Here is a 19959-nt window from a genome sequence, read left to right on the forward strand (position 1 = left end):
TCTACTTATGGAAAACCCCGTTATCATTCTCGGCGCGCAGGCCGTGGGCACCGCCGCGCTGGATGCTTTTTTGTCTAATGATGTGGTCGTGTATTGTATCCTCGACGACGACCCCAAACTGCACAGCACTGAGCTGCTCGACGTGCCCGTGATGGGCAACACCGACGATGGCGAGCTACTGAAGCTACTCGGTAAAAAGTGCGAAGTATTTGTGGCTACCGAAGATGCCGCCAGCCGCCGCAGCCTCACCAAAATGCTGCGCGACGAGTACGAGGTAGTGCCCGTGAACTCCATTCACCAGCGCGCCAGCGTATCGGTGCACGCCGAAATTGGCCACGGTAACTACTTCGGCCCCAATGCGGTAGTGGCCGCCACGTCCAAGCTGGGCGAAGGCATTCTGGTGGGCCCCAACGCCGTGATTGAGGGCCAGGCCACGGTGGGCGACTACGCGCAGATAGGGTCGGGTGCCCAGTTGGGCGTGGGCGTTAGCATCGGGGCTGGGGCCTTTATAGGGCCCGGCGCAGTGCTGGTAGCCGGCGTGAAAGTGGGCGACAAAGCCCGCGTGGGCGCTGGCTCGGTAGTGGTGGCTGACGTGGCCGCCGGCCAAACGGTGTTCGGTAACCCGGCGGTAAAGGTTTAATTAGTTAGCTGTTAGCCCGTAGCTGTTAGCTTTTCTGTTGCGAGGCTACTGGTAAAAAGATAACAGCTAGCCGCTACTGGCTAACAGCTAAAAAAATGTATCAAGTCCTTCTCTATTACTGCTATACGCCCCTGGCTGACCCTGAGCAATTTCGCGACGAGCACCACCGGCTGTGCCTCGACCTGGACTTGCGTGGGCGCATTATTGTGGCCGCCGAGGGGCTGAACGGCACCGTGTCGGGCAGCCGCGAAAGCTGCGCGGCCTACATGGCCGCCGTGCAGGCCGACCCGCGCTTCGCCGCCCTGGAATTCAAGATTGATGAGGTCGAGGCGCACACTTTTCAGAAGCTGCACGTGCGGCTGAAGGACGAGATTGTGCACAGCAGCCTGCGCCACGTGCGGCCCCACGAAAAAACGGGCCAGCACCTTACCCCGCAGCAGTTCAAAGACTTGAAGGACCGCGACGACGTGGTGGTGGTCGATGTGCGCTCCGATTACGAGTACAACCTCGGCCGCTTCAAAAACGCCGTAACGCTGGATATCGAGAACTTTCGCGACTTCCCCGAGCGCGTTGCGCGCTTGCAGGAGTTCAAGGATAAGAAGATTCTGACGTACTGCACCGGCGGTGTGAAGTGCGAGAAAGCCAGTGCCTTTTTGCTGGAGCAAGGCTTCGAAAACGTGTACCAGCTGCACGGCGGTATTATCAAGTACGGCCATGAGGTGGGCGGTGAAGACTTTGACGGTCAGTGCTATGTGTTTGATGGCCGCGTGGCAGTGGATGTAAATACCGTGAACCCCACCGTTATTTCGCGTTGCCACCACTGCCAGCACCCTTCGCCCCGCCTCATCAACTGCGCCAACCCGCAGTGCAACGCCCACGTGCCCCTCTGCGAAAGCTGCGGCACGCTGCTCGACGGGGCCTGCTCCGCGGCCTGCGCCGAGCACCCCGACAAGCGGCCGTATGACGGCACGGGCACGTATCCTAAAATCAGCAACCACTACACACCCGCGCAGGGGCTGGCTTCGTACAGAGCGTGAATATGTGGTAAGCTTTGGCTCGCCGTGCTACCGTTTGCGCACGTATAATTCCTTTTCAACTTACGGCAAGCTAAAGCTTACCGCACACTGCTATGATTCCCGAATCAGAACTCATTCTGAACCCCGACGGCACGATTTACCACCTCAATCTGCTGCCTGACCATATTTCCGATACCATCCTCACGGTGGGCGACCCGGCGCGGGTGGCCCAGGTGAGCCGGCACTTCGACTCCATTGAGTTTGAGGGCACGCACCGCGAGTTTGTGACCCACGTGGGCTACTACCGCGGCAAGCGTCTCACGGTGCTGAGCACCGGCATGGGTACCGATAACATCGACATCGTGATGAATGAGCTCGATGCGCTCGTCAACATCGATTTCCTCTCGCGCACCGTGCGCCCCGTTGAGGAGCGCCTGAGCCTGCGCATTATCCGGCTGGGTACCAGCGGCAGCTTGCAGGCCGAGGTGCCGGTGGGGGCCATGCTGGCCACCCAGCACGCCATCGGCCTCGATTCGCTGATGCAGTTTTACCCCTTCATGGAGACTGGCTTGGAGACGCTGGTAGCCAAGGACTTGCAGCAGCATCTGGGTCTGCCTTTCGCGCCCTACGTGGTGCGCGGCTCCGACCTGCTGCGCGAGCAGCTAGCCGCCGACCTGCTCATTGGCAACACCGTAACCTGCCCCGGCTTCTACGGCCCGCAGGGCCGACGCCTGCGCCTCGACCTGCGCACGCCCGACTACATGCAGCGGCTGCAAGACTTCCGCCACGAAAGCCCGGAGGGGGATTTCCGCCTCAGTAATTTCGAAATGGAAACCGCTGGTTATTACGCACTTGGCCAGCTATTGGGCCACGAGGTGCTGAGCCTCAACGCCATCGTGGCCAACCGCGCCACCGGTGAGTTTGCCAAAGACGCCGGCGATATAGTAGACAAAATGATTGCCCGCACGCTAGCCCTTATTTAGAGCAACGCAACACCGCAGAATCAATCCAGACCGCAGATTCCAACGGATTTAACGGATTACGCAGATACGCCGCTAAAGCGGCTGGCTAGCCAGCTATCCATATCAACGCCAAACACCAAAAAGGCTACCTTATAGGTAGCCTTTTTGGTTGAATATAGATACCAAATACCAGCTAGTCAGCTGCTCTAGCGGCGTATCTGCGTAATCCGTTAAATCCGTTGGAATCTGCGGTCTGGATTGATTCTGCGGTTTTACCTAGTAGAAGTCGAAGCCCAGCACGGCGCGCAGGGGCAGCATAATACCAGCTTTGAGCGTAATATATTCATTATGAGTGCCCCACACGGCGGTTTGCACCCGCTTTGGCTGGCCATCGGCAGTTTGGAAGAAAATATCCAGCTTACCGTGGTAGGCATTGCCGAGACGGCAGGCGCGCTCGGCATCGGCGCGGCGGCGCTCTAGCTGGGTTTGGTCGGTTAGCACGTCTTCTTGCGGAAAGCGCAGAGTGGGAATAACCTCTTTCTCAACGGTTTCGACGGGATGGTCGGTGGTGGGAGCAAACATAAACGGAGCAGCGGGGGATGAATAAGCGAGCGAAAAGACCAGTTGCGGGGGCAACGGCGCTGTTAATGTACCGACTTCGGGCCAGTTGGGGTGGTTGGGTTTACAGTTCGGTGGCTAAAAACTCCATGGTATCGAGGCCGTCGGCGTAGTCGGCCACGCTGGGGCTTTGGGCGCGGCCAAAGGGTACCGAGCCGGCAAAGCGCCCGCCCGCCGACACGAGGCACTGGGTTTGGGCGGCCACGTTGGTAAGCTGGTCGAGCAGGTCGATTTCCTGCGTGTAGGTGCTGTAATGCAGCACCGAGATGGGCGACACGAGCGCCGTTTGCGCTGTGAGTAGCAGGAAGCCGGTGTCGAGATGCGGTACCGCGTTCACCAGCAAAATGCTCTTGTTGTAATCGTAATTGTTCTGATACTTGTGGTGGTTGAGCACGTGCTGCCAGGGCTGCAAGGCATCGAGCAGGGGCACAAAGTCGTAGCCCTCGGGCACGTAAAGCTTGCTCACGTTGCGGCAGCCTAAGCCGTAGTATTGGAAAATATCGGGGCCCAGGGCAGCCAGCTCTTCAGCCGTTTCATCGCCCGTGAGAATAGCCAGGCTGGTGCGGTTGCGCCGAATGATGTGCGGCCGGCTCTTGAAATAAAACTCGAAGTAGCGCGCTGTATTGTCCGAGCCGGTGGCGATGAAGGCATCGGCCGCGTTGAGGCGCTCCACAACGTGCAGGTGCTCAGCAAATAGTGGCTCAATTTCGAGCAACTGCTGGCGCAGCCACAGCATAAGCAGGGTATCGTCTTTGCTGAGCTTGGCCAGCAGCGTGTGGCCGCTGAGCAGCACGCACAGCAGGTCGTGGAAGCCCACCATGGGGATGTTGCCGGCCATTACCACGCCCACCTGGCGCGGGGCGGCGGGCTCAGCGGGATAGCGGCTGGCCCACTGACTGAGGGCGGGCTCAGCCAGCAGGTGCACGATGCCAGCGAGGGCGGTGCGCACGTTGGGCAGGTCGAACCAGGCGTTTTGGTTGCGGGCCCGAAAGGCTAATTCAGTGATTTCGGCCTCGGTGAGCGAGGCGAGGTGGTGGCCCAGCGCGGCGAAAGCGGCGAGGCGGATAGTGCGGTTCAACATGAAGAAAAGGAAGCGGGAAGGCAGAATGAGCCGTACTTTTGAGGGTCCGAATCAGCCTGGGTCGGCGTTTTTACGTACAGCCGGGCAGCTTTGAACAGCAAAATTACTCACTAGTATAAGGAGACGACGGCAATGGCCATCATGATAACCGACGAGTGCATCAACTGTGGTGCCTGCGAACCGGAATGCCCCAACACCGCCATCTACGAGGGCGGTGCCCAGTGGCGCTGGGCCGATGGCACCACCCTAAAGGAGGTGCAAACCATCGACGGCCACCTGGCCGGCGGCACCGAGCCCCAGCGCCCGGTATCCAACGAGTACTACTACATCGTGACCGATAAGTGCACCGAGTGCGTAGGCTTCCACGAGGAGCCGCAGTGCGCCGCCGTGTGCCCCGTCGATTGCTGCGTAGACGACCCCGACCACCGCGAAAGCCGCGAGCGCCTGACCCAAAAACAGCAGTGGCTGCATAAAGCCGCATAGCATTGTAGCGCGGATTTTGCAATCCGCGTTTTGCCAAAAAGAACGTCATGCTGAAGGCAATGAAGCATCTCGCCCGCATCGATTGGATTAGTAACCCAACGATTCAAGTGAGATGCTTCACTGCGTTCAGCATGACGCTCTCTTTTAATCAGCGTCAAACAACTGCCGACCCGCGTTCTGCTCGTTCACTAGCAGGGCCAAAAACTCGTCCCGCGACACTTCCTCCGCGCCCAGCACCACCATGTGCGGCGTCAGCTGCTGAATATCGAAGAAGCTGGCCCCGCGCGCCCGCAGGTGCCTGGCCAGCGCCAGCACCGCCAGCTTCGAGGCATTGGGCCGGTGGTGAAACATGCTTTCACCCGCAAACACGCCTCGCACGGCCACGCCGTAGAGGCCGCCCACGAGGGTGTCGCCCTCCCACACCTCCACGCTGTGGGCGTGGCCGGCGGCGTGTAGCTCCGTATAGCCGCGCACCAGCTGCGGGGTAATCCAGGTGCCGGCCTGGCCGGGGCGCGGTTGCGTTTGGCACGCCCGCATCACCTCTCCAAATGACTCGTCGAAGCTGATGTGCCACGGCGACTGCCGCTGCGCCCGCGCCAGGCTGCGGCCCACGTGCAGGCGGGCCAGCCGCAAAATGCCCCGCCGCGGCGGGCAGAACCAGGCCAGCGGCAAGTCATCTACCGGCCACGGAAAAATGCCCTGGCTGTAGGCCGCCACCAGGTTTTCGACGGTGGGCTGGCCACCTAGGAGCAGCAGGCCGTCGAGGTCGTCGCGCGCGGCGGTGGGTGGGGGGAAGGTGAGGGGCATTAAGTTGCTGTACACTAAATCTTATTACTAGTGTAAGCTACTTGTACTGATATATCATATAATTATTTTGGTCAATATTTTCGCTGCCCAAAGGCCATGTCCCCGCCCATTTTATTGTTTTGTAAAAACTATTCACTGAAATATAAACGAAAGCTTTGTAGCTGTCGTCTCCATCTATTGGCATTAAGCATTTGTATATCCTAGTGTACTTACTTGTGGAGCTATTTTGAGTATTAATTATTCTGTATATGTGGTCTTTATATTTAGGCGAAGAATTTATATCCGAAATCTTTTTTAATTTCTCGTCTATTATAATCTTGAGCCCCGAAATGCCTGTTGACGACTGAGTATGGGCATCTTCAACAATATCAACGTGATTTGGGTAATAAGTTCTTGTTTGTCCTAAAGCATTCAAAGAATAAATGATAAGCAGCGTAATTAAAATTGAGAAATTCATTTTCGTGACTTAAAGATTGAGAAAGTGTGAAAAACGGGGGGCTTCTTATTTGTTCTTTTTGTACCATTCTTCTGCATTTTCAGCCCATTGAAAATCTCGGCTTTTGTCTCGAAATACTTCGGTTTTAACCAATAAATTAACTTTCATTAGATGTAAATGATATTTGTCTCTTTTAGCTTGGTTAAGTATTATAGTTACTTGCTCTGGTGTGTCAGCAGTTTTGTGTGGCTGCTGGACCCCATCGCTATCAGGGATGGTAACGATAAAATACGATTGTAAATCAGCGACATTCATTTTGGACATTGTTTATCAGGTATTTATTTGTTAGGTGGTAAATGTACTGCTGAATCAAACCATCCACCGCCAATCCCGCCCGCCGTACTTTTGCCAGCTAGCAGCAGAACCCCGCAATAATGTCTCTCGCCAAAACCTATTCGCCCGCCGACGTTGAAGCCAAATGGTACCAGCGCTGGCAGGAGCAGGGCTTTTTTCAAGCCAAACCCAACCCTCGCAAGCAGCCCTATACCGTGGTCATTCCGCCGCCCAACGTGACGGGCGTGCTGCACATGGGCCACATGCTCAACAATACCATCCAGGACGTGCTGGTGCGCCGCGCCCGCATGCAGGGCAAGGAGGCCTGCTGGGTGCCCGGCACCGACCACGCCAGCATCGCCACCGAGGCCAAGGTAGTGGCCATGCTCAAAGAGCAGGGTATCAATAAGAAAGACCTGAGCCGCGAGGAGTTTCTGGAGCACGCGTTTGCCTGGAAGGAGAAGTACGGCGGCATCATACTGGAGCAGCTCAAGCAGCTCGGGGCCTCGTGCGACTGGAGCCGCACGCGCTTCACCATGGAGCCTAAGCTGACCGAGGCCGTGCTGCGCGTGTTCGTGGATTTGTACCGCAAGGGCCTCATTTACAGAGGGGTGCGTATGGTGAACTGGGACCCGCTGGGCGGCACCGCCATCTCGGATGAGGAAGTGATTGCCAAGGATACCCAGGCCAAGATGTATCACCTCAAGTACGAGGTGGTGGGCCAGCCCGGCCGCTTCCTCACGGTGGCCACCTCGCGCCCCGAAACCGTGATGGCCGACGTGGCCGTAGCCGTGAACCCCACTGACCCGCGCTACCACGACCTGGCCGGCCAGAAGGTGCGCATTCCGCTGCTGGGCCGCGAAATCCCGGTTATTCAGGACGAGTACGTGACGGTTGATTTCGGTACGGGCGCGCTGAAAGTGACGCCCGCCCACGACCTCAACGACTACGAGCTGGGTTTGAAACACAACCTGCCAGTCATTGATATTCTGAACGATAACGGCACGCTGAACGAAAAGGCGGAGCTGTACGTGGGCCAGGACCGGTTTGCGGCCCGCCGCAACATCGTGAAGGATTTGCAGGAAGCCGGCCTGCTCGATAAAATCGAGGAATACGCCAGCATTGTGCAGACTTCGGAGCGCACCGGGGCCGTGATTGAGCCCAAGCTGAGCCTGCAGTGGTTCCTGAAAATGGAGCACCTCGCCAAGCCCGCGCTCGAAGTGGTGGAGAATGACACCATTAAGCTGCACCCGCCCAAGTTTAAGAATATGTACCGGGCCTGGATGGAGAACGTGCGCGACTGGTGCATCTCGCGCCAGCTGTGGTGGGGCCAGCGCATTCCGGCCTACTACCTGCCCGATGGCTCGTTTGTAGTGGCCCAGAATGAGGCCGAAGCGTTGGAGCTGGCCCGTACCCAAACCGGTAACAACGACCTGCAAGCCAGCGACTTGCGCCAGGATGAGGACGTGCTCGATACCTGGTTTTCGTCGTGGCTGTGGCCCATCTCGGTGTTCGACGGCTTCGACGACCCCGACAACGCCGACATCAACTACTTCTACCCGACCAACGACCTCGTAACTGCCCCCGAAATCCTGTTTTTCTGGGTGGCGCGCATGATTATGGCCGGCCTAGAATTCCGCAAGGAAGTGCCCTTCAAAAACGTGTACCTGACTGGTATTGTGCGCGATGCGCAGGGCCGTAAGATGAGCAAGCAGCTCGGTAACTCGCCCGACCCGCTCGACCTCATCCGCGACTTCGGGGCCGATGCGGTGCGCACGGGCATGCTGTTTTCGTCGCCCGCCGGCAACGACTTGTTCTACGACCAGAAGCTGATTGACCAGGGCCGCAACTTCAACAACAAGCTCTGGAACGCCTTCCGCCTCGTAAAAGGCTGGGAAGTGGATAACGCGCTGCCCTTCGCTAACGCGCAGGCCGTGAGCTGGTTTGAGGCCAAGCTGGCCGAAACCGTGGCGGTACTCGACGAGCATTTCGAGAAGTTTCGGATGAGCGACGCGCTGCTGACGGTGTACAAGCTGCTGTGGGACGATTTCTGCGGGCAGTACCTCGAAATGGTGAAGCCCGCTTACCAGCACCCCATTGATGCCCAGACGCTTAGCGCTACCGTGGGTTTCCTCGAAACGCTGCTCAAGCTACTGCACCCCTTCATGCCCTTCATCACCGAGGAGCTATGGCACGAGCTGGCCGAGCGCGGCCCCAAAGACTACATCACCGTGGCCCACTGGCCCAAAGTGACCGCGCCCGCCAATAGCGCCGATACCCTGGCCGAAATGGACAAGGCCCTGGCCATTGTTGCCGGTGTGCGCAACGTGCGCAATCAGAAGAACTTAGGCCCGGTGAAGCAATTGGAGTTGGCCGTGAAAACCGACGACCAAGCCGCTATCCTAGCCTACGCGCCACTGGTGCGCAAGCTGGCTAACCTCAGCGACTTGTCGTTTGCCCAGGAAGGGCCGGCCGGTGCGGTGAGCTTCGTGCTGGGCGGCAACGAGTTTTTTATTCCGCTTGATATTCAGGTAGATGCCGCTACTGAGCGCGCCCGCGTGGCGAAGGAGCTGGAGTACGCCATTGGCTTCCGCGACTCGGTGAATAAGAAGCTGAGCAACGAGAAATTCGTGGCCAACGCCAAGCCCGACGTGTTGGAGCGCGAGCGCCAGAAGCTGGCCGATGCCGAGGCAAAAATTGCGGCCCTGGAGCAGGCGCTCAAGGCTTTATAGTAGCCTGAGTAAAGCTCAGAAAAACGGATTGGAACGCCCTGTGAATAGCTTCGCAGGGCGTTCTGTCGTTAGGCGCAAGCGCCACTAGCCGCCATGAAATACCTGCTGCTTTGGGTGCTCAGTATCGTATCAGTGCTGTACGTAGTGGCATGTGCCTGGCTTTATTTCCGGCAGGAAACGCTGTTGTTTTACCCGCGCAAGCTGCCCGCTACCTACCAGTTTCGGCTACCGGGCCGCTACGCTGAGCTTCCCATTATCACCTTGGATGGCGTGCGGCTGAGCGGCCTGCTCTTTAAGGCTGACGCACCCAAAGGCCTGGTTTTCTTCCTGCACGGCAACGCGGGCTCTCTGGCCGAGTGGGGCCAGCTGGCAGCCACCTACACGCGGCTAGGCTACGACGTGTTTATGCTCGATTACCGGGGCTACGGCAAAAGCACCGGTACCATTACCAGCCAGGCCCAGCTGCTGGCTGATGTGGAAGTATCTTACCAGCAAGTAGTTGCGAACCATGATGAAAGCCAGGTAGTTATTGCTGGCTACTCGCTTGGCACGGGGCCAGCTACGTGGCTGGCGGCGCGGCACCGGTCCCGGCGGCTGCTCTTGCACGCACCCTATTACAGCTTGGCCGATATGGCGGCGCACACGATTCCCGTCTGGCCGATTTTGCCCGGTTTTTTGTTGCGCTACCCAATGCCGACCAACGAGTTTATCCGGCAGGTGAGCGCGCCCATCGTATTGGTGCACGGCGACCACTACGAGCTGATTCCCTATAATTCTTCCGTCAGGCTGAAGGCGCTGCTGAAGCCTGGCGACCAGTTACTAACCATTCGGGGTGGGGGCCACAACGGCTTAACGGCAACGCCGCAATACCAACAAGCCCTACCTAACATCCTGTAAATACTAGTATTAATGCAGATAATACCTCATTGCTGCCTTTCTTTGGGGTCGTCAACCAAAACCTTTTCCGGATGAAACGACTCCCTACTCTTTGGCTTAGTGGCCTGGCTGGCCTCGCGGCGCTGGCCGCGCAGGGCCAGGCCACGCCCCCTTCTCCTATGCAAAATCCTCCCACCGTGGCTATTAAGGCCAAGCAGTTGGTGTCGCCCTACGGCACCCGCACCGATAACTACTACTGGCTCAACGAGCGCGAAAACCCCGAGGTGCTCGATTACCTCAAGGCTGAAAATACCTACTTCGACACCCAGATGACCCCCGTGAAAGGCTTGGAAGACAAGCTGTTCACCGAGATGAAGGGCCGCATCAAGGAGCAGGACGAGTCGGTGCCCTACCGCGACAACGGCTACTACTACTACAGCCGTTACGAGGCGGGTGGCGAGTACGCGCTGTATTGCCGCAAGGCCGGCAGCCTGCAAGCGCCCGAGGAAATTATTCTCCACGGCAACCAAATGGGCCAGGGCCACAGCTACTTCGCCATCGGCGGCTACGCCGTGAGCGACAACAACGAGGTGCTGGCCTTCAGCACCGACACCGTGAGCCGCCGCCTCTACACGCTGTGCTTTAAGAACTTGAAAACCGGCGAGTTATATCCCGAAAAAATCGCCAACGTGGAGGGTGCCGGCGTGTGGGCGGCCGATAACCAAACGGTGTTCTACGCCAAAAAGGACGTGAACACGCTCTTGCCCTATCAGGTATACCGCCACACCCTGGGCACCGACCCCAGCCAGGATGCGCTAGTGTATGAGGAAAAGGACAACACGTTCAGCCTGCACGTAAGCCGTAGTAAATCAAAGAAATACATCGGCATTGAGCTAGGTAGCGCGTTCTCCTCCGAGTACCGTTTCCTGGATGCCAGCACGCCCACTGGCGCGTTTACGGTGTTTGTGCCGCGCACGCCCGACCTGCTCTACGACGTGCAGGACGCCAACGGTAAGTTCTACGTGTTCACCAACTGGGAAGCGCCCAATTTCAAGGTGATGGCCGCGCCGCTCACCAGCACCGGCCGCGGCAGCTGGACGGAAGTAATTCCGCAGCGCGACGACGTGTTTCTAGAGCAAATGGAGCTCTTTAAGGACTACCTCGTGCTGAACGAGCGCGAGGAAGGCATTCGCCAGCTGCGCGTTATCAATTTTAAGGATGAGATTGGGCGCGTAGTCGATTTCCGCGAGTTGGCCTACACTACCTACATCGGCATCAATCCCGAGTTTGACACCCCGCAGCTGCGCCTCACCTACACCTCGTTTACCACGCCGGCCAGCACCTACGACTACAACATGGCCACCCACAAGCTGACGCTGCTCAAGGAGCAGCCCGTGCTCGGGGGCTTTGACAAAAAGAACTATGTTACTGAGCGTAAGTTCGTAACCGCGCGTGATGGCAAGCTTATTCCCATCGCCATTGTGTACAAGAAAGGCTTCCACAAAAACGGCCAGGGCCCGGTGCTGCAATATGCCTACGGCTCGTATGGCCTGTCCATGGACCCTACCTTTTCCTCGGCGCGCCTGAGCCTGCTCGACCGCGGATTTGCCTACGTGCTGTGCGGCATTCGGGGCGGGCAAGAACTTGGCCGCCAGTGGTTTGAAGATGGCCGCATGATGCGCAAGATGAACTCGTTCACCGATTTCATAGACTGCTCCGACTACCTCATCAAGGAGAAATACACTTCGCCCGCCAAGCTGTTTGCGCTGGGCGGCAGCGCGGGCGGCCTGCTCATGGGCGCGGTGGTGAATATGCGGCCCGAGCTCTACAAGGGCGTTATTGCGGCCGTGCCGTTCGTGGATGTGGTTACCACCATGTCGGATGCCAGCATTCCGCTCACCACCGGCGAGTACGACCAGTGGGGTAACCCCGCCGACAAGCCCGCTTACGACTACATGCTTTCGTACTCGCCCTACGACAACGTGAAGGCGCAGGCTTATCCCAATATGCTGGTAATCACGGGTCTGCACGACTCGCAGGTGCAGTACTTTGAGCCCGCCAAGTGGGTGGCCAAGCTGCGCACCACCAAAACCGATAAGAATCTGCTGCTCCTGCACACCGACATGGAAGCCGGCCACGGCGGCGCATCGGGACGCTTCAAGGCGCTGCACGACGTGGCACGTCAATACGCATTCCTGTTCCTGCTGCTCGACGAGCAGAAGGCGCTGTAGAACGGAGTGGTACTCCGTTTCCGGGCGAACGACAGGTGCAGCGATAAACGGAGTACCACTCCGTTCTACATTACTTAGCCGAAGGCGCGGTGGTCGAAGTGGCCTCCGCGCTTTTTTCGTCGGCGCTCAGCTGGGCTTGCAGTTGAAAGGTAACCTGTTCGCAGGCAGTACTTTGGCGCTGTGCCTCGGCCAGCGCATTCTGCGTGACGGTGAGCCGCCAGTAGAGGAAGAAAATGAGGCCCAGCGAAACGGCGAGGGTGAGGATAAAGAGCAGATTTTTCATGAAGAAGAGGTACTAAAAACGTCTGTCATGCTGAGCCTGCGAAGCATCCTGTCGCGCCAGAACAAGTCGTTCGAACGCGATAGGGTGCTTCGCAGGCTCAGCATGACAGACGTTTGTTAAGCAGCAAAAATTTGTAGTTATACCGTGGTGTTCGGGTCAAACTGCTCCAGGTAATCGGCCACTTTGCGCACAAACATGCCGCCGAGCGAGCCATCGACCACGCGGTGGTCGTAGCTGTGGCTCAGGAACATAAAGTGCCGGATACCGATGAGGTCGCCCTGGGGCGTCTCAATTACGGCGGGCTTCTTCTTAATGGCACCCACGGCCATGATGGCCACCTGCGGCTGCATGATGATGGGCGTGCCCATGACGTTGCCAAACGAGCCCACGTTGCTGAGCGTGTAGGTGCCGCCGGCCAGGTCTTCGGGCTTGAGCTTGTTCTGGCGGGCGCGGTTGGCCAGGTCGTTCATCTTCTTGCTCAGGCCGTTGAGGTTGAGTTGGTCAGCGTTGTGAATCACCGGCACAATGAGGTTGCCCGAGGGCAGGGCCACGGCCACGCCAATGTTGATGTCCTTCTTCTTGATGATGAAGTCGCCATCGACCGACACGTTGATGCCGGGGTAGTCCTGGATGGCGCGGGCCACGGCCTGGATGAAGATGGGCGTGAAGGTGAGGTTTTCGCCCTCGCGCTTCTTATACGCATCCTTGTGCTTGTTGCGCCAGTTCACCAGCTCGGTCACGTCGGCCTCCACAAAGCTCGTAACGTGCGGCGAAATACGCTTGGAATCGACCATGCGCTGGGCAATCATCTTACGCATGCGGTCCATCTCCACCAGCTCGTGGCCACCCGATACGGAGGGCGCGGGCTTGCTGGCGGCCGGGGCCGCTTGGCCATTTGTGCTGGCGCCGGGTGCGGGGGCTGCCTTGGCGGCCGGCTGCGGTACGGCGGCCGGCGTGGGTGCTGGGGGTGCTGGGGCTGCTGGCGCAGCAGCTACGGGTGCGGGAGCAGCCGCGGCTGGCTGTAGCGAGGGCTTGCCGCCCGCTACGTGGTCCAGAATGTCCTTTTTGGTTACGCGGCCGTCCTGGCCAGTGCCGGGCAGGCGCTCTAGGTCGCTCATGCTCACGCCTTCTTCGCGGGCGATGCTGAGCACCAGCGGCGAGTAAAAGCGGCCTTCCTGCACGGGGTGGGCGGCGCTGGCGGGGGCCGTAGCGGCATCTACCGGGTTGTTGGGGCCGGGCAGGTAGGGCACGCTCTCGTCGCCGGCGGGGGCCTTGTGCAGCGAGCGCACTACTTCGGGGGCCGTGAGGGGCGGGTTGGCGCTGGCCTCTTCCATGTTGTCGGTGTTGTTGTCGGCCGCAGGGGCGGCGGCGTTGGCATCAGTCTCGACAATGGCGATGGGCGCGCCCACGGCTACTACCTGGCCTTCCTGCACCAGTATTTCGGCCAGGATGCCGGCGTGCAGGGCGGGTACTTCGGTATCGACCTTATCGGTAGCTACTTCCAGCACCGATTCATCTTGCTCAATGGCGTCGCCAACTTGCTTGAGCCACTTCAACACGGTGCCTTCCATGATGGATTCGCCCATCTTGGGCATCGTCATTTCCACTCGGGCCATAATCAGGGGGCTGGGGGTCTTAAAAAACGTAGGGTGGGGTGGGAGGGAGTTTCGTGCCGCAAAGGTAGGCAGAAGCCAAAGGCCCCCGCACCGGCTGGGCGCACGGGGCGCGGTGAGTAACCATTACCACCACCAGCGGCCAGCTGTCTCCCTAACGATTATCGCCGAAAAACCGCCGAGCGGCGGACCCCTAGTCAGTTTTCAATCGGTGAAAAACGGCCGTTGGTCGGGGCTTGGGCGGCGCTGGCGCGAAAGTGGGCTGGTGGGCCAGGTTTGTGGTCGCTCGTTTGCAAAGGGACGGTTACCCCACTGCTACCAGCTTGGTAACCTCTACAATTTAATTCATAAACTTTCTGAAAAATAGTATATTAACTACTTTTTCGCTGCCGCCCTGTTCGCCGTTCCTGCCACCGCTCACAACCGCGACAACCGTTACCAGCAGGGCCCCGGCAGCAACAACAGCTACGGCTACGACCGCAACCACCGCGCAACGCCTTAGGAGCGCACCCGCTGGGAAACTCAGCATCGCCGCCCCTAACCGCTAAACCCCGCGCCCCGGCCGGTGTCTAAGCAGCACCGGCCGCCGGCCAATATTTCCTAAATTATCACAACTCACTTTATTTAAAGTACTTACCATGAAAAAGTTTCTGTTGCCCCTGCTGGCGCTTGCCCTTTCTGCTACTGCCGCTTCGGCCCAAGTGGCCCCTGGCCAGGATGCCACCCGCTCGCAGCGCACCCCCGAAGAAATGGCTTCCCACCAAACTCAGGGCCTCACTAAGCAGCTGGGCCTGAGCGCCGACCAGTCGGCCAAAGTGCAGCAAATTATGCTGACCCGCGACCAGGATATGCTGGCCATGCGCAGCCAGACGCAAGCCGGCCCCGGCGACCGCAAGCAAATGCGCGCCCAAATGATGGCCGGCCGCACCAAGTACGACGACCAGCTCAAGGCCGTGCTTACCCCCGACCAATTTACCAAATACACTGCCATGCAGGCCAACCGCCGCGAGCGCGGCATGGGCATGCAGGACGGCAAAGTGAAGCAGAAAGACGGCAAGGTGAAAATCAAAGCCAAAACCGATAGCTAGTTTTTAGCTTGCTACTTAGCAAAGAAGCCCCGCACCAGTTTGGCGCGGGGCTTCTTTGTGAGCCAGTTGATGGCAGTTTTTGCTAGCTAACCCAAGTTGCGAGATAGGGTGCGGTCACAAAAAAGTCTGTTCGGCGTGAACAGGCTAGGTTTGAGGTATTCGACCCCCTCAACTCCACCCGACCATGCGCGAACAGACCGTTGCAATGTACTGCGTACTTGATGATTTAATCCGCTTTACGCGCCCCGCCGGCACGCCGCCCCCGGCTTCGGGCCGGCGCTTGACCGATGCCCAGGTGCTAACCACGGCCCTGGTGGCCGCCCGCTTTTTTGGGGGCAACCTAGTGGTCGCCAAGCACTACATGGCGCAGCATTGGGGGCAGAATCCACTGGACAAGAGCGGCTTCACCCGGCGCTTGCACGCCCTCACCGATACGCTCCGCTCCCTGTTCGCCACGTTGGGCGACGTGCTCAAACATCTGCACACTGAGGCCCGCTACGTACTGGACTCGTTTCCGGTAGCCGTGTGTCATAACACGCGCATCCCGCGCTGTAAGCTCCTGACGGGCAAGGCCTATCACGGCCGCTGCGCCAGCAAGCGCAGCTGGTTCTATGGCCTCCAGGTGCAAGTGGTGGCCACCAGCGACGGTATTCCGGTCGAGTTTTATATCCACGCGGGCGCCGAGTCGGAGCAAACCGGCCAGCGTGGGCTACCCCTCGACCTACCCGAGGGCAGCGTGCTTTACACCGATGCCGGCTATACGGACTACGCAGCCGAAGACCTCTTTAACGAGGCCAGCGGCAGCCAGCAGCAGACGGCGCGCCGCAAAAACAGTAAGCGCCCGCATCATCCGGCGCAAGTCTTTCTGCTCCAGTACTTTCGCAAAGGTATCGAAACCTGCTTTAGTCAACTTACCGCGCGCTTTCCCAAGCAGATTCACGCGGTCACGGCCGCCGGCTTTGCTCTAAAGATTACCTTATTCATTTTTGCACATGCTTTGCACCAAGCTGGCCTATAGCCCGCAACTTGGGTTAGCTAGTGTACTGATAGCAAGTAACTTAAAACAAACCGCTGGTGTGGCCATGCTTGCGCGGCGTGTGGGTCGAGTTCTTATGAGCGCGGTGCCGGGCCGTAATCTGCCGGCGGCTGCCAAAGTGGAGGAAGCTAAGGGCTCCCTTGCGCTCGCGGCTGTGGTAGCGGTAATCGGTGTACACGGGCACGTGGTTGCCGCGCGTGAGGCGCTGGCCGCGCATGGCGCTGGGCGTGCGCCGGGCGGCGCTGGAGCCGGCCGTAGCCGCCGAAGTTGCCAGGCCAAGCAGGCAAAAAAACAGGAGGGCAATCCGCAACATAGGGTAGGGGGAAAAGGAGGAAATCGGCTGCGCGCCATCGCGCAGCGCCACGGGCAACGCGTTGCTGCCGCGCTTTAAACTGCCGGCTCGTGCTATTTAGTGCATTGGGACGATTCTATTCGACGCATCGGGCTCCTTAATCGCCGAATCCGGCCACGGGCGGGCCGGCATATGCCAGCCCGTGGTGGGCTACAGGCCGCATATTTTAAGGGGCTGATGGCGAGCAACTGCTCATCGCTTTCATATATTCGCAACTGGCGGGCGTTCATTGCTCGGCCATTTTTTTCTTGTGAAACACATCCACTACTTATTCCTGGTTGGGGCGGCCCTGCTGGCCGGCTGCCACCGCGATGCCGAGCGCATTTCCTACGACCTGACTGGCAAATACACGGCCGTGTCTGTCATTACGGCCGCCAATCCCATTGCCATGTATACGGCCGCTGGGCAGGTGACAAGCCAGCCGGTAATAACCCGGTTCCTGGCCAAGCGGGCGTGGCTGGATACGTACTTCTCGGCCACCGATGCGCCCGTTGCCAACAACGGTACGCTCACCCTGACGTTCCGGGGCAACAACCGCGCTACGCTGCTATCGGCCGCCCCTGGTTACGCTACCGATAGCATCCGTGCGGAGGTCACCGACCAGCAACTGACTTCCTTTCGCCTGCAAAATCTGGATTCGGCAGCCAATTTCACCAGCACTACTTACTGTCCTCGCCCCGCGGAGCTAGCGGCTTATATAAAGGACGCATACCCCGGCAAGAAATGCATAAATACGTCGCCAGCTACGGGCTACGGGCAGTATTGCCAAACGCGGCCCGTACGCATAATCGGTGCCCACGGCAACCAGCTATACGTGCCGTATTTCAGCTGGCTGGTGGAGGGTGGGCGCTGTAGCCTGGCCTCTGGGGGCGAATGGAATACCTTCAACCGGGCCGTGCTCAGCCACTTGGTAGCCGGTGACACGATAGTGGTGCAGGAGCGCGAAATTGCCCTGAAAAGGTAGCCGCGCTGGCCTCCCCATAACCCCCGGCCTGCGTGCAACCCCAGAGCCAGCCGGAAATAACCGGTTGGCTTCTGTGCTTTTTACCTAACTGGTTGTGCTTCCCCATGAGCCTTTGGCAAATAATTCAACGTCTGCTGCCCTTCGTGCAGCCCTACCGTAAGCTGGTTATCAGCACGTTGCTGCTCACGCTGGTGGGCTCGCTGGCCGCGCAAGTCAACCCCTTCGTGCTGCGCTACACCGTCGATACGGTGCAGGACCTGCTCAATAGAGGGCAAGGGCTGGCCGCTGGCTGGCAGATGCTGGTGTGGGTGAGCGCCCTGCTGCTGGGTAAGGAGCTGATTAATACGGGCATCACGTTTGGCCAGAAATACTACGGCGAGAAAATCCGCATCAGCGTGTCGGGGGCGCTGGCTGAGGCCGCCGTAACCAGGATTCTGGGCTACGAGCTCGGCTTTTTCACCGCCAGCGATAACCAGACCGGCAAGCTCCAAACCCGCATCGACCGGGGCGTGGAGAGCCTGATGAAGCTGGTGCAAAACTTCTTCATCGACATTCTGCCGCTCTTTGCCAATGCGCTAGTGGCGCTGGGCGTCATGTTTTACGCCAACCTTTGGGTGGGCCTGGTGGCCACGTCCATCCTGCCCGTGTATTTCTGGCTGAGCTACCGGCAGGCCGACCGCCTCAACGGTACCCGCCGCGCCCTGCGCGCCCTGCGCGAAGAAAAAAACCACGGCCTCATCAGCATCATCGACAGTATTGTGGTGATAAAGAGCTTCGTACGCGAAGCCTACGAGGGCGACAAGCAGCTGGCCGTGCAAGATAAGCTGGAAGCCGCTCAGCTGCTCACCCGCAAAACCAACTTCCGCTACGACGGCCTCAAGTCATTTTTTGAGCAGATTGGCGTGGTGGCCATCATCGTGCTCACCGCCTACCTCGTGCTGGCCGGCCAGATGAGCACCGGCGCCATCATGTTTCACGTGCTGCTGTTCAACAACGTGTCGGCCCCCATCGGGCAGCTGCACCGCATTTACGACGAGATGAACGAGGCCCTGACCCGCGCCGAGGGCTTTTTCGCCATCCTCGACGCCGACGACCAGACCGAGCGCCCCGGCCCGCTACGCCCCGCGCACCTGGAAGGCCGCTTCGAGCTGCGCCACGTCAACTTCACCTACCCCAGCGGCACAGCCGCCCTGCACGAGGTGAGCATGACCATCGAGGCCGGCAAAACCACCGCGCTCGTGGGCCTCAGCGGCGCGGGCAAGAGCACGATTATCAACCTCTTGTGCGAGTTCTACCGCCCCGACAACGGCGGCGTGTTTCTCGATGGCCAGCCGCTGGCCCAGTACGACACGCCCGCCCTGCGCCAGCAAATTGGCCTGGTGCTCCAGAAAAACCACATTTTCAAGGGCACTATCGAAGAGAATATCCGCTACTGTAACTTCAACGCCACCCAAGCCGAGCTAGAAGCCGCCGCCCGCCAGGCCTACCTGCACGACCAGATTCTGGACCTGCCCAAGGGCTACCTCAGCGACGCGCAGCAGCTATCCGGTGGCCAGCAGCAGCGCATCGCCATTGCCCGGCTTTTCCTCAAAAACCCGCCCATCATCTTCCTCGACGAGCCCACCGCCAGCATCGACGCCATCGCCACCGAGCAAATCAAAAACAGCCTCGACGCCATCAAGCAGGGCCGCACGGTGGTCATCATCTCCCACAGCCTCGCCCAAATCGTGGATGCCGACTGCATCTGCGTCATGAAAAAAGGCGAAGCCGTGGAGAGCGGCACCCACCTGGAGCTCTACGAAAAGCGCGGTACCTACCGCGAGATTTTCGACGCCTCGGCCCGTAGTCTCAATATCGAGAAGCTGGCTAAATCAATGGCCGATGACGGCGACGAGGTGCTGGATACAGCGCTGTGAGGAGAGGCAATAGTACCATTAATAAGTTCCTAAATAATGTTAGCATCTGTCTCTTCTTTTGCCATTCACAACAGTTCTGAGAGTAGCATGACGCTCATACACGAGCCGGAATGCTTTGAATATGAGCTGCTTCCAGGCGAGGAAGCTATTATTGAGTTTGACTCGGGCAAAGAGAGTATTTACCTACGCTGGTATGGTACTGAAGCGGGTAGCACTGCTGTTGCTATTCTCGGCGAAAACAGCTTGTATAGTGTTTACAGTAAAGGGGTTAATGTATTTGAGAAATACCTTGGGTAGGCATCTGGAATCCCGAGCAACCATTCTCGCCCGAAAAGTGTATATTTGTCACAGTCAAGACGAAACAAGGGCCGAACCTCGCGGCCCGGCCCTTGCCTTACTTAATCCAATGAATGGCAGCCGATAGGGCGCCACCACTCATTAGAAGCCCCACGAGCCATTTTACTAGCTCTGGGGGTATGCGGAAGCTGAACC

19 protein-coding genes are annotated in these 19959 nt (G+C 58.8%); 12 read left to right on the forward strand and 7 right to left on the reverse strand.

Features of this window, described 5'->3' with window-relative positions:
- Positions 1–7 precede the first annotated feature (7 nt).
- The 3 genes from QMK33_RS08955 (at position 8) to QMK33_RS08965 (ending at position 2639) form a co-directional block, all read left to right on the forward strand.
- Complete coding sequence (locus QMK33_RS08955) at positions 8–640, forward strand: DapH/DapD/GlmU-related protein (RefSeq protein ID WP_283564238.1); 633 nt, start codon at positions 8–10, stop codon at positions 638–640.
- A 95-nt stretch (positions 641–735) separates the two neighbouring features.
- Positions 736–1677 carry an oxygen-dependent tRNA uridine(34) hydroxylase TrhO gene (gene trhO / locus QMK33_RS08960; RefSeq protein WP_283564239.1) on the forward strand — a complete coding sequence of 314 codons (942 nt, stop codon included), beginning with the start codon at positions 736–738 and terminating at the stop codon, positions 1675–1677.
- A gap of 92 nt (positions 1678–1769) precedes the next feature.
- A complete protein-coding gene (locus tag QMK33_RS08965; RefSeq protein WP_283564240.1) occupies positions 1770–2639 on the forward strand; it encodes a nucleoside phosphorylase in 870 nt (289 codons plus the stop codon).
- 255 nt (positions 2640–2894) lie between these two features.
- Here the strand turns inward: QMK33_RS08965 and QMK33_RS08970 are convergent, their stop codons facing one another.
- Positions 2895–3200: a hypothetical protein gene (locus QMK33_RS08970; protein ID WP_283564241.1), complete on the reverse strand. Its 306-nt coding sequence runs from the start codon at positions 3198–3200 to the stop codon at positions 2895–2897.
- A 100-nt stretch (positions 3201–3300) separates the two neighbouring features.
- Entirely contained in the window at positions 3301–4317 is a 1017-nt protein-coding gene (locus QMK33_RS08975; RefSeq protein WP_283564242.1) for an acyl-CoA reductase, read from the reverse strand.
- 132 nt (positions 4318–4449) lie between these two features.
- Here QMK33_RS08975 and QMK33_RS08980 point away from each other — a divergent pair, with 132 nt between their 5' ends.
- Complete coding sequence (locus QMK33_RS08980) at positions 4450–4800, forward strand: 4Fe-4S binding protein (RefSeq protein ID WP_068333075.1); 351 nt, start codon at positions 4450–4452, stop codon at positions 4798–4800.
- A 144-nt stretch (positions 4801–4944) separates the two neighbouring features.
- On the opposite strand, the gene aat is transcribed toward QMK33_RS08980, so the two are convergent.
- A complete protein-coding gene (aat, locus tag QMK33_RS08985) occupies positions 4945–5607 on the reverse strand; it encodes a leucyl/phenylalanyl-tRNA--protein transferase (RefSeq protein WP_283564243.1) in 663 nt (220 codons plus the stop codon).
- Between the two features lie 502 nt (positions 5608–6109).
- A complete protein-coding gene (locus QMK33_RS08990; protein WP_283564244.1) occupies positions 6110–6367 on the reverse strand; it encodes a hypothetical protein in 258 nt (85 codons plus the stop codon).
- A gap of 110 nt (positions 6368–6477) precedes the next feature.
- Here QMK33_RS08990 and QMK33_RS08995 point away from each other — a divergent pair, with 110 nt between their 5' ends.
- The 3 genes from QMK33_RS08995 to QMK33_RS09005 all read left to right on the forward strand — a co-directional run bounded on the left by QMK33_RS08995 (position 6478) and on the right by QMK33_RS09005 (position 12215).
- Positions 6478–9108 (forward strand): valine--tRNA ligase, encoded by a 2631-nt coding sequence (locus QMK33_RS08995; protein WP_283564245.1) that lies wholly within the window; start codon positions 6478–6480, stop codon positions 9106–9108.
- Between the two features lie 93 nt (positions 9109–9201).
- Positions 9202–10005, forward strand: coding sequence for an alpha/beta hydrolase (locus QMK33_RS09000; RefSeq protein ID WP_283564246.1), 804 nt, complete (start codon positions 9202–9204; stop codon positions 10003–10005).
- Between the two features lie 71 nt (positions 10006–10076).
- Complete coding sequence (locus QMK33_RS09005) at positions 10077–12215, forward strand: S9 family peptidase (protein ID WP_502867054.1); 2139 nt, start codon at positions 10077–10079, stop codon at positions 12213–12215.
- 70 nt (positions 12216–12285) lie between these two features.
- On the opposite strand, the gene QMK33_RS09010 is transcribed toward QMK33_RS09005, so the two are convergent.
- Positions 12286–12498 (reverse strand): hypothetical protein, encoded by a 213-nt coding sequence (locus QMK33_RS09010; protein ID WP_283564247.1) that lies wholly within the window; start codon positions 12496–12498, stop codon positions 12286–12288.
- A gap of 137 nt (positions 12499–12635) precedes the next feature.
- Positions 12636–14114, reverse strand: a complete 1479-nt coding sequence (locus tag QMK33_RS09015; RefSeq protein WP_283564248.1) for a dihydrolipoamide acetyltransferase family protein — start codon at positions 14112–14114, stop codon at positions 12636–12638.
- 635 nt (positions 14115–14749) lie between these two features.
- Here QMK33_RS09015 and QMK33_RS09020 point away from each other — a divergent pair.
- Both QMK33_RS09020 and QMK33_RS09025 read left to right on the forward strand, forming a co-directional pair.
- A complete protein-coding gene (locus QMK33_RS09020) occupies positions 14750–15199 on the forward strand; it encodes a DUF4890 domain-containing protein (RefSeq protein ID WP_283564249.1) in 450 nt (149 codons plus the stop codon).
- 184 nt (positions 15200–15383) lie between these two features.
- A complete protein-coding gene (locus tag QMK33_RS09025) occupies positions 15384–16217 on the forward strand; it encodes an IS982 family transposase (RefSeq protein ID WP_283564250.1) in 834 nt (277 codons plus the stop codon).
- Positions 16218–16257: 40 nt separating this feature from the next.
- On the opposite strand, the gene QMK33_RS09030 is transcribed toward QMK33_RS09025, so the two are convergent.
- Positions 16258–16548 carry a hypothetical protein gene (locus QMK33_RS09030; RefSeq protein WP_283564251.1) on the reverse strand — a complete coding sequence of 97 codons (291 nt, stop codon included), beginning with the start codon at positions 16546–16548 and terminating at the stop codon, positions 16258–16260.
- A 289-nt stretch (positions 16549–16837) separates the two neighbouring features.
- On the opposite strand from QMK33_RS09030, the gene QMK33_RS09035 reads away from it, so the two are divergent.
- From QMK33_RS09035 to QMK33_RS09045, 3 genes are all read left to right on the forward strand, one after another.
- Positions 16838–17551, forward strand: a complete 714-nt coding sequence (locus QMK33_RS09035) for a hypothetical protein (RefSeq protein ID WP_283564252.1) — start codon at positions 16838–16840, stop codon at positions 17549–17551.
- A gap of 104 nt (positions 17552–17655) precedes the next feature.
- Positions 17656–19467 carry an ABC transporter ATP-binding protein gene (locus QMK33_RS09040; RefSeq protein WP_283564253.1) on the forward strand — a complete coding sequence of 604 codons (1812 nt, stop codon included), beginning with the start codon at positions 17656–17658 and terminating at the stop codon, positions 19465–19467.
- A 36-nt stretch (positions 19468–19503) separates the two neighbouring features.
- A complete protein-coding gene (locus tag QMK33_RS09045) occupies positions 19504–19764 on the forward strand; it encodes a hypothetical protein (protein ID WP_283564254.1) in 261 nt (86 codons plus the stop codon).
- The last annotated feature ends 195 nt before the right edge of the window (positions 19765–19959 follow it).

Source organism: Hymenobacter sp. H14-R3, from assembly GCF_030063445.1.
Taxonomy (GTDB): Bacteria; Bacteroidota; Bacteroidia; order Cytophagales; family Hymenobacteraceae; genus Hymenobacter.